General features: G+C 67.6%; 14 protein-coding genes. 4 read left to right on the top strand and 10 right to left on the bottom strand.

The features are described from left to right. Positions 1–207: 207 nt before the first annotated feature. On the bottom strand, positions 208–1,533 hold the full coding sequence (locus tag ASE02_RS07000) for a PAS domain-containing protein (RefSeq protein ID WP_056732527.1): 1,326 nt from the start codon (positions 1,531–1,533) through the stop codon (positions 208–210). A 302-nt stretch (positions 1,534–1,835) separates the two neighbouring features. Here ASE02_RS07000 and ASE02_RS06995 point away from each other — a divergent pair, with 302 nt between their 5' ends. Together ASE02_RS06995 and ASE02_RS06990 are read left to right on the top strand one after the other, a co-directional pair. After that, positions 1,836–3,362, top strand: coding sequence for an ABC-F family ATP-binding cassette domain-containing protein (locus tag ASE02_RS06995; RefSeq protein WP_056732525.1), 1,527 nt, complete (start codon positions 1,836–1,838; stop codon positions 3,360–3,362). Positions 3,363–3,395: 33 nt separating this feature from the next. Next, positions 3,396–3,749, top strand: a complete 354-nt coding sequence (locus ASE02_RS06990; RefSeq protein WP_056732523.1) for a hypothetical protein — start codon at positions 3,396–3,398, stop codon at positions 3,747–3,749. Between the two features lie 5 nt (positions 3,750–3,754). Here the strand turns inward: ASE02_RS06990 and ASE02_RS06985 are convergent, their stop codons facing one another. The 8 genes from ASE02_RS06985 to ASE02_RS06950 form a co-directional block, all read right to left on the bottom strand. Continuing rightward, positions 3,755–4,270, bottom strand: coding sequence for a PTS sugar transporter subunit IIA (locus ASE02_RS06985; RefSeq protein WP_056732521.1), 516 nt, complete (start codon positions 4,268–4,270; stop codon positions 3,755–3,757). Between the two features lie 200 nt (positions 4,271–4,470). Continuing rightward, on the bottom strand, positions 4,471–5,232 hold the full coding sequence (gene modA, locus ASE02_RS06980; RefSeq protein ID WP_056732518.1) for a molybdate ABC transporter substrate-binding protein: 762 nt from the start codon (positions 5,230–5,232) through the stop codon (positions 4,471–4,473). 12 nt (positions 5,233–5,244) lie between these two features. Continuing rightward, positions 5,245–5,754, bottom strand: a complete 510-nt coding sequence (locus tag ASE02_RS06975) for a molybdopterin-dependent oxidoreductase (RefSeq protein WP_056732516.1) — start codon at positions 5,752–5,754, stop codon at positions 5,245–5,247. Between the two features lie 9 nt (positions 5,755–5,763). Continuing rightward, a complete protein-coding gene (locus tag ASE02_RS06970) occupies positions 5,764–6,558 on the bottom strand; it encodes a TOBE domain-containing protein (RefSeq protein WP_056732514.1) in 795 nt (264 codons plus the stop codon). Between the two features lie 163 nt (positions 6,559–6,721). Then, the gene (locus ASE02_RS06965; RefSeq protein WP_056732512.1) at positions 6,722–7,603 is read right to left on the bottom strand and encodes a DMT family transporter; all 882 of its coding nucleotides are present in this window, start codon (positions 7,601–7,603) and stop codon (positions 6,722–6,724) included. A 98-nt stretch (positions 7,604–7,701) separates the two neighbouring features. Continuing rightward, positions 7,702–9,279 carry a 2-isopropylmalate synthase gene (locus ASE02_RS06960; RefSeq protein ID WP_056732510.1) on the bottom strand — a complete coding sequence of 526 codons (1,578 nt, stop codon included), beginning with the start codon at positions 9,277–9,279 and terminating at the stop codon, positions 7,702–7,704. A 265-nt stretch (positions 9,280–9,544) separates the two neighbouring features. Then, positions 9,545–10,270, bottom strand: coding sequence for a TVP38/TMEM64 family protein (locus ASE02_RS06955; RefSeq protein WP_056732788.1), 726 nt, complete (start codon positions 10,268–10,270; stop codon positions 9,545–9,547). Between the two features lie 31 nt (positions 10,271–10,301). Then, entirely contained in the window at positions 10,302–10,712 is a 411-nt protein-coding gene (locus tag ASE02_RS06950; RefSeq protein WP_056732508.1) for a VOC family protein, read from the bottom strand. A gap of 139 nt (positions 10,713–10,851) precedes the next feature. Between ASE02_RS06950 and ASE02_RS06945 the strand changes: the two genes are divergently transcribed. Continuing rightward, the gene (locus ASE02_RS06945) at positions 10,852–12,054 is read left to right on the top strand and encodes a pyridoxal phosphate-dependent aminotransferase (protein WP_056732506.1); all 1,203 of its coding nucleotides are present in this window, start codon (positions 10,852–10,854) and stop codon (positions 12,052–12,054) included. Position 12,055: 1 nt separating this feature from the next. Next, positions 12,056–12,583 carry an orotate phosphoribosyltransferase gene (gene pyrE, locus ASE02_RS06940; RefSeq protein ID WP_056732504.1) on the top strand — a complete coding sequence of 176 codons (528 nt, stop codon included), beginning with the start codon at positions 12,056–12,058 and terminating at the stop codon, positions 12,581–12,583. Between the two features lie 39 nt (positions 12,584–12,622). Here the strand turns inward: pyrE and ASE02_RS06935 are convergent, their stop codons facing one another. Further along, positions 12,623–12,853, bottom strand: coding sequence for a DUF2171 domain-containing protein (locus ASE02_RS06935; RefSeq protein ID WP_056732502.1), 231 nt, complete (start codon positions 12,851–12,853; stop codon positions 12,623–12,625). Positions 12,854–12,887: the final 34 nt, after the last annotated feature.

Here is a 12,887-nt window from a genome sequence, read left to right as displayed (position 1 = left end):
ATTGGCGGGGTATGCGAAGCCCAGGCTGCCAACGCTTCGTTTCGAATCTCGAAACGTCATGCGGCGTCAGCCTCCGCTTGCAGGACAGATGGTCCGTGTGCCCTGCCATTGGGTTCATTTCAAGGCTTAATGACACGCGTGTGGTTTCGCGTCGCACGTGTGCGATCCCGCGCACAGTCGCGCGACCTCGCCAAGCATGGCTGAGCGTCAAGTCGCGACCGTCAGCGGGGCCGAGATCCGGCAGCGCAGACCGGTTTCGACAAAGTCGAAATCGACCGTTCCGGCCAGTTCCCGCTCGATCGCGCCGCGAATGAATCTGAGCCCGAAACCCTTATGCTGCGGGGGTTTCACCGCCGGACCGTGGCTCTCGCGCCATTCCAGGGACAGACCCTCCGGGGTCGTGGCCCAATGGACAAGCAGCCGCCCGTCCCCATTCGCCAGGGCACCGTACTTGCCTGCATTGGTCGCCAATTCGTGGAGCACCATGGCGAAGGTCACCGAGGCCCGGGTCGAGAGCTGAATCGAAGGCCCCTCGCAGAACACCGCCTCGCCGCCATAGGGCGCGAGAACGCCCGCCACGATATCGAGCAGGTCGGCGGCCTCCCATCGCCGGTCGGCCAGCTGATTATGCGCGCCGGAAAGCGCCATCAGCCGGGCCTCGAAGGCCTGGCGCATCCCGGCCGGATCGCCCACGTCGCTGAAACTGTGGGCCGCCAGCGACTGGACCGTGGCCAGGGTGTTCTTCACCCGGTGGTTCAACTCGTCCAGCAGGGTCTTCTGGAGATCCTCGGCGCGTTTGCGCTCGGTTATGTCCACCAGCAGATTGACCGCGCCCACCAGCTGGCCGTCGGCGTCGAACAAAGGCGTCGGATAGGCCAGGAACGCGCCGCGCCCGCCGTCGGGACGTTCGAAAATCGCCTCGGCGCCCGCGATCTGCCGCCGCTCCCGAATCGCCTGGGCCATCGGACAGGTCTCCAGCGGCATCGGCGAGCCGTCCGGCCAAAAGAGCTTGTAGGATCCGCACCAGCGATCCTCGCCGATCCTCGGCTCGCGCCCCCACAGCGCGGCGGCGGCGGAATTGAAGCCCAGGAGCACGCCCTCGGAATCAGTCTGGTAGATCGCCACGGGAGACGACTCCAGCACCCGCTGCGACCATCCCTGCCGCGCGCGCAGCATGTTGCGCGCCTGCCGCAGATCGGTGACGTCCTGGATGCAGTTCACGGCGCCCACCAAGGCCCCGTGGTCGTCGAACAGCGGCTCGGCGTTGGTCAGGAGGTGAAGCCGCCGGCCATCGACATGCTCGACGATCACCTCGCGGTCCTTCACCGGCGCGCCGGTGGCCAGCACCTCGGCGACCGCCGACTGGTGCGGCTCCAGCCGTTGACCGTCGGCGTGGAAGATCCGCAACGCTCCGTAGAGCTCGTCGGCGCCGAGGTCGGGGCTGCGGCCCCAAAGCTCGGCCGCGCGCCGGTTGTAGTGAACGATCACCCCGCCTGCGTCGCAGACATAGACGCCCACAGGCAGCCGTTCCACGAGCCCTTCCCAGGAACGGAAAATCCGTTGGAGCGCCTGGCGCGACGAGGCACGCCCGTCCCGGCTTGCGAGACCCGCCTCACGCATGGACCGCCCCCCGGAGCCGTCGATATCGCCAACCAATAGACATTGGGGCCTCAATCCAGGAAACCAGGGATTGTTCCGTCGAGTCGGGCGACCTTGGCGACTCTGGCCGCGATCGTCGCCGAAGTGTCGCATTGGGGTTACAGCTTCGGCCTCGCCCGGCGACTACAAGACCCAACTCGCCTATCACCGTTACGGCCAAGCAAGCGTGCATTCCGATGTCATCCCGTCAGGCCGTCCTGGGCGTCGAGAACGCCAGCTTCTTCTATGGCTCCAGCCGCGTCTTCGAGGGCGTCAGCTTCCAGCTGGACGACGCTCGCACCGCTCTGGTCGGTGAAAACGGCGCGGGGAAGTCGACCCTGCTCAAGTGCCTGTTGGGCGAACTGGAGCTGATCGACGGCCAGATCGTCCGCTCGCGCGGCCTGAAGATCGGCTACGTGCCCCAGGACGTGCCCAAGGGACTGGCCGAGCGCACGGTCCGCGAGGTGCTGGAAAGCGCCCTGCCCCTCACCGATGGATCGGAGGACTGGAAAGTCGACGTCCTGCTGGATGAGATCGGCGTGTCCTACGAGACCGCGCAGCAGGCCTTCGGATCGCTGAGCGGCGGCTGGCAGCGGCTGATGCTGATCGCCGCGGCGGCGCGGCTCTCGGAGCCCGACCTGCTGATCCTCGACGAACCGACCAACCACCTCGACCTCTCCAACATCAACACGCTGGAGACCTGGCTGGGGGCGAATGACCGGCTGCCAATGTTGATCGTCAGCCACGACCGGGAGTTCCTGGAGCGGACCACCACCCGCACCCTGTTCCTGCGCGCTGACGGCGCCCACAGTTTCAAGACCCCGTTCATCGAGGCGCGCGAAGCGCTGCTGCAACGCGACGCCGCCGACGCCGTGCGGCGACAGCTCGAATCCAAGGAGATCGAGCGGCTGCAGAAGGTCGCCGCCCGCTACCGCGTCTGGGGCGTGAAGAACGACAAGTTCCACAAGCGCGCCAAGGCCACCGAGAAGCGCATCGACCGGATCGAGGCCGAGCGCACCGGCGCCTATTCAGCCCGTGAGCGCCGGCTGGAGCTGCACGACGGGGAGATGGACGCCAAGGTCGCCCTGCGCATCCAGAACTACGGCGTCACCACCCCGGATGGCGGGCGCAAGCTGTTCCATATCGACCGGCTGGCGGTGTCGGCGGGCGACCGGATCGCGCTGCTGGGCGTCAACGGTACCGGCAAGTCGATGCTGCTGGGCGCGCTGGCCCGCGCCTTCGATCCCGAGCGCGAGCACTATGACGGCCAGGCGCCGATCCGCTTCAACCCGCAGAGCCGGCTGGTCTATTTCGACCAGCGGATGGCGGCCCTGCCGCTGAAGACCAGCCTGGTCGACTACCTGACGGAGATCGACGGCGCGACCACCCGCGACGCCAACGCCTTGCTGGCCAAGGCGGGGTTCCCCTATGTGCGGATCAAGGGTCCGATCGGCGACCTCAGCCATGGCGAGCGCGCGCGCCTGACCTTCCTGCGCATGCAGCTCTCCAAGCCGAACCTCTACCTGCTCGACGAACCGACCAACCACCTGGACATCGAGGGCCAGGAGGCGCTGGAGGCGCAGCTGGAAAGCTCCGACGTCGCCTGCCTGTTCGTCTCCCACGACCGTTACTTCACCCGCTCGGCCGCGACCCGGTTCCTGGAGATCCGCAAGGGCCGGCTGATCGAGGTCGATGATCCAGACGCGTTCTTCGCCGCCCAATAGGCGAGCGCGGCGAAGCGCGCTAACGGAAGGCGCATGCAGAAAGTGATCACCTGGGGCGGTCGGGCCGCCCTGCTCGTCGTCCTGGCCGTCTGCCTCGCCGGCGCGCTGGACCCGCACTACAACGCCCGCAAATGGGCGCCGCCGGCCGACGCGACCATGCACGTCATCTACGGCTACCTGCTGACCGTGCTGACCATCCTGTCTCTGCCCCGGACCAAGCCATGGCTGATCGGCGGCTTCTACCTGGCGCTAGGGGCCGGGCTCGAGATCACGCAGATCTTTGGCGTCGTGTCCGGCACGTTCCAGTTCAAGGACCTGGTGTCCAACGTCGCCGGCGTGGCCGCGGCATTGGTCCCGATGGCGCTCGCCAAGCGCAAGGCGCGCTAAACCCTTCAGGCGTACTGAAGGTAGAGGTCCTGGCCGGCCAAGCGTACGTCCGCGTCCTGCGGGGCCGAGGCTTCCACCTTCTGATCGAGATAGGCCAGGGCCGCAGCCGCCGTGGGCGCCGTTCGCAGCAGCTTGCGCGTCCGGCCGCTACGCATCACCCGGGCGATCTGGGCCAAGCCCGGCAGGAACCCGCGGGTGTCATGCTTGGGCCATAGCAGCCCCAGGGCGATGTCCACCGGGCGCTCGTCGATGGCGTCGTAGGCCACGGGCTGGCCAAGCAGCAGGAGACAGGCGGTCGGCGCCGAAATTCCACCGACCAACGCATGCGGGATAGCGACGCCCGAGCCGAAACCGGTGGAGCCCGTCTGCTCGCGCGCGACCAGCGCCTCTCCGATGGTTTGCTGATCAGCGCCGGCGGTGCGAGCGAGGAGGATAGCGGCGCGCGCCAGCACCGCGGCCTTATCCGTCGCCAAGACATCAAGCACGATGTCGCGTTCCGTCAGAATGTCCCGGATCAGCATCTTTTACTCCAAACCAACTCGACGCCCCACGCTTCGTCCTGGCGCCGACAACCGCCGGGCCATGACGCAACTTCACCTCCAACATGGGCTGCATTGGCGCGAAACGAAGGCGTGCCGGGTCGCAATCTCGTGAACGCGCGCAGGTGACCATCCGGCGCCCATCGGATCGCTGGACTGATGTGTTGGCGAGCAGTGGCGCCCTAGCGGCGCGGCAGGACCGTGAAGCCGTATTTGCGGAAGATGGCCGCGGCCTGCGAGCCGCTCATATAGGCCAGGAACTTCGCCGCATCCGGGTTCGTGGAGGCCGCGACCACGGCGGCCGGATAGACGATCCTCGGATGGGTTCCTTCCGGGAACAGCCCGACGATACGCACCTTGGGCTCCACCTTGGCGTCGGTGTCATAGACGATCCCCAGCGGGCTCTCGCCGCGCGCCACATATTGCAGCGCCGTGCGCACGTTCTCGGCCTGGGCGAGCTTGCCCGAGACGCCGTCCCAGACCCCCAGCGCGCTCAGCGAGGCCTTGGCGTACTTGCCGGCCGGGACGTCGGGGCCGGCCACCGCCAGCCGGCCCTCGCCCAGGGCGCGGGCGATGGGCATGCCGCGAGCGATCTTCAGCGCCACCTTCGAGTCGGCCGGCGCGATCAGCGCCAGGCGGTTGGTCAGCAGGTCGCGCCGGGTCGCCGCCACGATCAGCTTGCGCTCGGCCAGGTAGATCATCCAGTCGCTGTCGGCCGACACATAGACGTCGGCCGGCGCGCCCTGCTCGATCTGGCGGGCGATGGCCGAGGACGCCGCATAGGAGAACCGCGCCTCCCCGCCGCTCTTGGCGTACTGCGCGCCGACCTCGTCGAGGGCGTTCTTCAACGAGGCGGCGGCGAACACCGTCACCGGCGCGGCCTGGGCGGCGCTCGCCATCAGCGAGGCGGCGAGGACGGCGGCGATCCAACGGAGCAGCTTCATCTGGTCTATCCCCTAGTGATGCGCGGCGGCGGCGGGCTTGGTGTTTGAAAGGCGGATGACCTCGATGCGTTCGACCATCCGCGCCGAGCGCGCCGGGCGCAGGTCGTCCTCGACGACCAGACGGAATGGGCCGTCATCCTTCAGCGGCGCGCCGTCGGCGCGGTCGGCCAGGATGATGGCGCCCTTGCGGGTGCCGGAATCGGTCTCGGCCAGGCCCAGCACCACCTGATAGCCGTCCTTGGCGGTGACGCGGATCACGGTGGCCAGTTCGGGGCCATGCACGGCCTTGCCGCTGGCCGCGCCGACCTGGGTGACGATCTCACCCAGCGGCACACCCTCGAAAGTCGAGGTTTTTCCGTGCTGTATCACGGTCATCTTCACGTGCGGCAGGGCGGCGAGATCGGCGGCCGACAAGGTCGCGACCTGACCGTCCGGCCCTTTCAGCGCGACGCTCTGCGCCAGGGCGGGAAAGGCCAGCAGCGCCGCCGCCAAGGCCGTGGCGGCAAAGACATGATTTCGCATGGGCAGGTCCTATTCGACGGCTAGGATGACGTGAGGCGCCTTGATCAGCGCGGTGACCACCTCGCCGACCGCCAGCCCCAAGGCCTGCGCGCTCTCGCGGGTGATGGTGGCGGTGAGGGTCTTGCCGTCGGCCAGCGACAGGGTGATCTCGCTGCTGACCGCGCCGTCCTCGCGATGGCTGACCTCGCCGCGAAGCTGGTTGCGGGCCGAGGTCACCAGGCCCTCGCCCTTGGCCAGGACGACGAAGCTGGACTTGATCAGGGCGATGGCCGGCTTGCCGGGTGCAAGGCCCAGGTCCAGGGCGCTCTGGCGCGTGACGACGGCGACGATGTCGACGCCGTTGGCCACTCTCAGGGACACCTCGGAATTGACCGCGCCTTCTGTGACGTGGCTGACCACGCCCCGCAGGGCGTTGCGCGCGCTGGTTTTCATGCCGAGGCTCCAGAACAGTCCATCGAGTTCACCGTCACCCGCCAGCCTGGCCTCCAGCCGCGCCAGGGTCTCGCCAAGCTCGGCCTCGACCTTCTGGAAGGCGGCGATCACCGCATGGCCGCGCGGGGTGACGCTGGCCGCCCCGCCCTGCCGGCCGCCAGATTGCGCGGCGATCAGCGGGCCGTCGAACAGGTTGTTCAGCGCCTGCACGCCGTCCCAGGCGCCCTTGTAGCTGAGCCCCACCTGCTTGGCCGCCGCGCTGATCGAGCCCAGCTGCGCCACCGCCTGCAGCAGAGCGATCCGCTCAGCGCCGACACGGCTTGCGCCGCGCCGAAGGAACAGGGCTGCATCCAGGTGACCGTCGGCGCTCATGTCTACAGCCTCATACGAAGATCGGCGAAGGCTGGCGTCACGCAGGCGGTCGAGGCCAGGAGGGCCGATAGGGCAAGGCGTCGCAAGGGGGCGTCCTGTCTCGTTATGAAGATAAACTACATAACGCGACTCCGCGACGATATCCAAGGCCAAGCTGAGCTATCTAGCCCAGGGCGGTGACCACCACGCCCAAGGCCGTGACGACGCCGCCCACCACTTGCCGAACCGTCAGGCGCTCCTTGAACAACCGGCGACCGACGGCGGCGGCGACGGGCAGTTCAATGACGCCGACCGCTCTCACCTGCCCGGCCGGAGCCAAGGCCAGGGCGCTGAACCAGAAAGCCGAGGCCGCCGCACCGCAGAAGCCGGCCCCGAGCGATTCGCGCCAAGAGGCCGCCACCGCCCGCAGGGCCGCCGGCCGGGTCATCGCCAGGATCGCGGTCAGGCCGAGCGACTGCAGCGCCTGGGCCACGCAAACAGCGGCGGTCGCCGCATAGATCGGATGGGCCGGCTCCAGCGCCAGGCCCGCTTGACGATAGGCGTTCAACACCACCGCCATCGCCGCGCCTGAAGCGACGCCCAGAACCGAGCCCGCCAACGCTCCCCTGGTCATGGCCTGCGAAGGCCAGGACAGGATGCCCAGACCAACGGTGGTGGCGGCCAGGCCTATCCAACCGCCCAGCCCTATGGCGTCACCGAACACGAACAACCCCAGCAGCCCCGCCAACGGCAGATTGGTCTGCTGCATGAAGGTCGCGACCGCGAAGCCCGAGCGGCGCATGGCCAGCAACAGCAGTCCGGTCTGCACCACCTGCCCGAAGGCCCCGACCGAAATGGCGATCCAGAACCGCCACGAGGACTGCGGCGCGGCGCCCGGGGTCAGCAACGCCACGACGGCGAAGATGGCCAAGGCGAACGGCAGCCCGAACAGGAACCGCACCAGGGTCGCGCCCCACGGCCCAGCGTCGCCCACCAGGCCGCGCTGCAGCGCGTTGCGCGCCACCTGCAGCGGCGCGGCCACCGCGGTCAGAACAATCCACAGCATGTCTTTTGGTCCCGCTCACGCGCACGCGGTCGGAGGTTCAGTCTTGAACCTCCGTGGCGCGAAGAGATTGCCTTGAAATCCCGCCTGCGCGGGGACGCTTAGAAGCCGCTGGCGATCGCCTCGGGGGCGGTCTTCTCTTTGCGGGCGAAGAGATTGTTGAGCGCGTTCACATAGGCCTTGGCCGAGGCGGTCAGGGTGTCGGTGTCGGCGGCCTGGCCGGTGGCGATCCGGCCATCCTCCTCCAGACGAACCGAGACCTGGGCCTGGGCGTCGGTGCCCTCGGTCACCGCATGCACCTGGAACAGACGCAGCATGGCGGTGTGCGGCACCACCTCGTGGATGGCGTTGAACACCGCGTCGACCGGGCCGTCGCCGGTGGCGGTGGCCGAACGCTCGTCGCCGTCGACCGACACGGTCAGGGTGGCTTCCTGCGGGCCGTCGGTGCCGGCGATCACGCGCAGATGCTTGACCTGGATGCGGTCGGCGCCCGAGGCCAGGGCGTCGTCGACCAGGGCCACGATGTCGTCGTCGAAGACGTGCTTCTTCTTGTCGGCCAGATCCTTGAAGCGCTGGAAGGCTTCGTTCAGGGCGTTCTGGCCCAGCTCGTAGCCCAGTTCCTTCAGCTTCTCGCGGAAGCCCGCCCGGCCGGCATGCTTGCCCATGACCAGGTTGGAAGCGCCCTGCCCCACGGTCTCGGGGCTCATGATCTCGTAGGTGCCGCGGTCCTTCAGCATCCCGTCCTGGTGGATGCCGCTCTCGTGGGCGAAGGCGTTCTTGCCGACGATCGCCTTGTTGAACTGCACCGGGAAGCCGGTGATGGCCGAGACGTAGCGGCTGGCGCGGGTGATGTGCTGGGTCTCGACGCCCGTATAGTAAGGCAGAGCGTCGCCGCGCACCTTCAGGGCCATGACGACCTCTTCCAGCGCCGCATTGCCGGCCCGCTCGCCGATGCCGTTGACGGCGACTTCGATCTGCCGCGCCCCGCCCTGCACGCCAGCCAGGCTGTTGGCCACGGCCAGCCCCAGGTCGTTGTGGCAGTGGGTCGACAGGATGATCTCGTCCGCGCCGGGGACGTTCTCGATGATGTCGCGGAAGATGTCGGCGTATTCGCTGGGATAGGAATAGCCGACCGTGTCGGGGATGTTCACGGTCTTGGCGCCGGCCTTGATCGCGGCCTCGACGCAGCGACGCAGGAAGTCCTGCTCGGTGCGCGTGGCGTCCTGGGCCGACCATTCGATGTCGTCGCACAGGTTGCGCGCGTGGGTCACCGACTTGGTGATCATCTCCAGGATGTCTTCCTGGCTGGCCTTCAGGATGTGATCGCGGTGGCTGGGGCTGGTCGACAGGAAGGTGTGGATGCGGCCGCGCTTGGCCGGGCGGATCGCCTCGGCGCAGCGCTCGATGTCCACCATGCCGGCGCGGGCCAGGCCACAGATCGTGCTCTCGGTGACGATCTTCGAAATTTCGCGGACGGCCTCGAAGTCGCCGTTCGAGGCGATCGGGAAGCCGGCCTCGATGACGTCGACCCGCATATCCTCGAGGATCTTCGCCAGTTCCAGCTTCTCGTCCAGAGACATGGAGGCGCCAGGCGACTGCTCGCCATCGCGCATGGTGGTGTCGAATACAATGACGCGATCACGCGAATCGCGAGCGGTGTCGTTGGGAGCGGTGGTCATTTTGCGAACTCTCTTCGCGGGTCATTCTATAGGGGCGGGCGACGGGTGATATCCCCTGAGCGCCCGGCCGCGAAGTCGCGCAGCCTAACGGGCCCAGGGGCGGCTAAGCCCCAGGTCGAGAAGAAGCAGGTTGGTCGACTGCGTGCGCATGACGGCGTGTGTACCCAAACAGGGGTCGAGCCGCAAGACTATTGCGCGAAAACCACGTTATCGGCCCCTCCACGCAAGAACCTTCCTCGCGGCGAGGAATAGGCCAGAGGCGGCGTCAATCCTTCCTGGGACCGCTGATCGCGTCTTCCCGGGACTTGAGCCAATTGCGCGCAAACCAGCCGATGGCGATCCAGACCGCGACGATGACCACCAGCCACACGATGTGGCTGCCGCCCTCCCCCTTCAGCACCTGGACGATGGAGTTGCCCGCAAAGGCGGTGAGCACGATCTTCGGAATGATCCCGAGGGCAGTGCCGGCCGCGAAATCGCGCATCCGCATCGGGGTGACGCCCGCCGCCATGTTGACGACGATGAACGGCGCCGAGGGCACCAGCCGCACGATCAGGCTGGCCAGGAAACCGTTGCGGCCCACCAGGTCCATGAACCGCTGCATGCTCTCGCCCGACAGCGTCTTCAGCGCCCGCGCCCCGGCCGCCCGGCCCAGATAGAAGCCGACCAGCGAGGAGACCATGGTGCCAATCCAGCTATAGGCGAAGCCGGTCCAGGCCCCGAACGCCACCACCGCCGCGGCGATCAGCACGAACTGCGGTACGCCCACAAAGGCCAGGGCCGCGAAGGCCGTCACCGCCACCGGCAGGGCCCAGGGACCGTCGGAGGCCAGGCCCAGCCAACGCTCGACCGTCGCCTCGCCGTTGAAGCCCAGGACCTGCGCGCCGAATAGGAAGACGACGCCTACGCCGCCGAACAGCACGAACGATACGAGCACCGAGCGCCAAGCCTTGGCGTCCATTTCGTAGATGAAGCGGAAGATGCGGCCCATGAACCTCCCGTCGCCGATCAGGGACAAAGGGTCAAGGCTGGCGCGAGACGCCCGAGGTCCTTTCACGGACGCCAGCCTCAATGTTGTTTCCGTCTGCGTCGAGCAGGTACGCCCCGTAGTAGTCTGGTCGTCGAAGCCCTGGCGCCCCGTTGTCACGGCCACCGGCCGCCAGCCCCGCCTTGTAGAACGCGTCCACCGCCGCGCGATCCCTGGCTGCAAAGCCGAAATGCGCCGGTGACGCGCCGGCCTGCGCGGCGTCTGTCCAGAAGGTCGGCCGCCCTGTCCCGATGAACACGAAGGGTATGGGCTGATCCTTGCGCGCGAGGATGAAGGCCTGCGGCTGTTCCTCCACCACCGACAGGCCCAGCGGCGCCAGCGCGGCCTCATAGAACCGCCGTGCGGCGGCCAGATCGCTGACGATGAAACCGAAGTGATCGAGCATTTGGCTCCCTTTTCAGGCCTCAGACGCAAACGGCCGCGGCGAAACGCCGTTCCAGGTCCGAACTCGGGTTTGCCTCAGGCCCGCCATCGGCTACACCGCCGCGGTTTCCTTTCATTCCTCGCCTGGGAGTCTCCCCGCCATGTCGCTCGAATCCGCTGCGCTGTCCCGCGTCAAGCCGTCCGCCACCCTGGCGGCGGATGCGAAAGCACGTGAGCTGAAAGCGCAGGGCCGGGATGTGATTTCCCTGGCCGCGGGCGAACCCGACTTCGACACGCCGGACAACATCAAGGAAGCCGCCATCAAGGCGATCCGCGACGGCAAGACGAAGTACACCAATGTCGACGGCATCGTTGAGCTGAAGGAAGCCATCGTCGCCAAGTTCCAGCGCGAAAACGGCCTGACCTACAAGACCAGCCAGGTGAACGTGTCGCCCGGCGGCAAGCCGGTGATCTGGAACGCCATGATCTCGACGCTGAACCCCGGCGACGAAGTGATCATCCCGACGCCGTACTGGGTCAGCTACTGGGACATCGTGCTGCTGGCCGGCGGCGCGCCCAAGGCCGTGCCCACCTCCGATGCGACCGGCTTCAAGCTGCAGCCCGCCGATCTGGAAGCGGCGATCACGCCGAAGACCAAGTGGGTGTTCCTGAACTCGCCGTCGAACCCGTCGGGCGCGGCCTACACCAAGGCCGAGCTGCGCGCCCTGGCCGACGTGCTGCTGCGCCACCCGCACGTCTGGATCCTGACCGACGACATGTACGAGCACCTGGTGTTCGGCGATTTCGAGTTCTTCACCATCGCCCAGGTCGAGCCACAGCTCTACGACCGCACCCTGACCATGAACGGGGTCTCCAAGGCCTACGCCATGACAGGCTGGCGGATCGGCTACGCCGCCGGCCCCGAGGCGCTGATCAAGTCGATGGCCAAGGTCATGAGCCAGACCACCTCCAACCCCTCGTCCATTTCGCAATGGGCGGCGGTCGAGGCGCTGAACGGCACTCAGGAGTTCATCAAGCCGAACGCCAAGTTGTTCGAACAGCGCCGCGACCTGGTGGTCTCCATGCTGAACCAAGCCAACGGCATCCACTGCCCGACCCCGGAAGGCGCCTTCTACGTCTATCCGTCGATGGAGAAGCTGCTGGGCAAGACCACCCAGAGCGGCGCGGTCATCAACAGCGACGCCGACTTCGCGGTCGCGCTGCTGGAGCAAGAGGGCGTCTCGGTGGTGTTCGGCGCGGCCTTCGGCCTCTCGCCGTTCTTCCGCATCAGCTACGCGACCTCCAACGCCGTGCTGGAAGACGCCTGCACCCGCATCCAACGCTTCACCGCCTCGGTTAAGTAGGGTGAGCGCGGAAGCCCGGGCCCAGCTCGCAGCCGATATCGACGCGGCCGCGCGCCTGACCGGCAGCTTCCGCCTCCGCTCCGGCGCTCAAGCCACCGAGTACTTCGACAAGTACCGGTTCGAGGCCGACCCGCGCCTGCTCGCGCGGGTCGCCAAGGCCATGGTCCTGCTGGTGCCCGACGAGGTCGAGGTGCTGGCCGGCGTCGAACTCGGCGGCGTGCCGATCGCCACGGCCATGTCGCTGTTCAACGGACGGCCTGCCGCCTTCGTGCGCAAGGAGGCCAAGACCTACGGCACCTGCCTGGCCGTCGAGGGCGGCGACCTGCGCGGCAAGCACGTGGCGATCATCGAGGACGTCATCTCCACCGGCGGCGCCGTCCGCGACGCCAAGGCCCGCCTGGACGAGGTCGGCGCGATCACCGTGGCCGTGGTCTGCGCGGTCTGGCGGGCGGACCGACCGCCAGCCATCGAAGGCCTCGACATCCCGGTCTTCGCGGCCCTGACCCTGGCCGACCTGAAGCCCCGATAACAAACGGCCCGGATCGCTCCGGGCCGTTTTTGGTTTGGCCTAGTGTTTCTCGCGCCAGGCCGCCTTGGCGGCGTCCTTGGTGAGGTTGAGGCGGACCTTCTCGTTGGCCACGTCATCGACCCAGCTCGCCGGGATCAGGTGATGCTTGAGGCCGCCGCCAAGGTCGAGCTTGGCCAGTTCGATGTCTTCGCCAATCACGTGGTCCACGCGGCCGACGTGGCCGCCGTCCGAGCCGATGACTTCCATATGTTCACGAATGCCGGGATGCATGGTGTCGTCTCCTTTTCGGGGTCGCAAGGAAACG

This window comes from Phenylobacterium sp. Root700, assembly GCF_001429025.1.
Classification (GTDB): Bacteria; Pseudomonadota; Alphaproteobacteria; order Caulobacterales; family Caulobacteraceae; genus Phenylobacterium.
The sequence above is the reverse complement of the archived record's forward strand: the minus strand, read 5'-3'. Positions and strand labels throughout refer to the sequence as shown.

Excerpts from the sequence above, each read along its gene's own strand:
- ASE02_RS06985 (WP_056732521.1), bottom strand. The coding sequence starts at position 4,270 with ATGCTGATCCGGGACATTCTGACGGAACGCGACATCGTGCTTGATGTC.
- ASE02_RS06955 (WP_056732788.1), bottom strand. The coding sequence starts at position 10,270 with ATGGGCCGCATCTTCCGCTTCATCTACGAAATGGACGCCAAGGCTTGG.
- ASE02_RS06970 (WP_056732514.1), bottom strand. The coding sequence starts at position 6,558 with ATGAGCGCCGACGGTCACCTGGATGCAGCCCTGTTCCTTCGGCGCGGC.
- modA (WP_056732518.1), bottom strand. The coding sequence starts at position 5,232 with ATGAAGCTGCTCCGTTGGATCGCCGCCGTCCTCGCCGCCTCGCTGATG.
- ASE02_RS06995 (WP_056732525.1), top strand. The coding sequence starts at position 1,836 with ATGTCATCCCGTCAGGCCGTCCTGGGCGTCGAGAACGCCAGCTTCTTC.
- ASE02_RS06990 (WP_056732523.1), top strand. The coding sequence starts at position 3,396 with ATGCAGAAAGTGATCACCTGGGGCGGTCGGGCCGCCCTGCTCGTCGTC.
- ASE02_RS06975 (WP_056732516.1), bottom strand. The coding sequence starts at position 5,754 with ATGCGAAATCATGTCTTTGCCGCCACGGCCTTGGCGGCGGCGCTGCTG.
- ASE02_RS06935 (WP_056732502.1), bottom strand. The coding sequence starts at position 12,853 with ATGCATCCCGGCATTCGTGAACATATGGAAGTCATCGGCTCGGACGGC.
- ASE02_RS06965 (WP_056732512.1), bottom strand. The coding sequence starts at position 7,603 with ATGCTGTGGATTGTTCTGACCGCGGTGGCCGCGCCGCTGCAGGTGGCG.
- ASE02_RS06945 (WP_056732506.1), top strand. The coding sequence starts at position 10,852 with ATGTCGCTCGAATCCGCTGCGCTGTCCCGCGTCAAGCCGTCCGCCACC.
- ASE02_RS06960 (WP_056732510.1), bottom strand. The coding sequence starts at position 9,279 with ATGACCACCGCTCCCAACGACACCGCTCGCGATTCGCGTGATCGCGTC.
- ASE02_RS06950 (WP_056732508.1), bottom strand. The coding sequence starts at position 10,712 with ATGCTCGATCACTTCGGTTTCATCGTCAGCGATCTGGCCGCCGCACGG.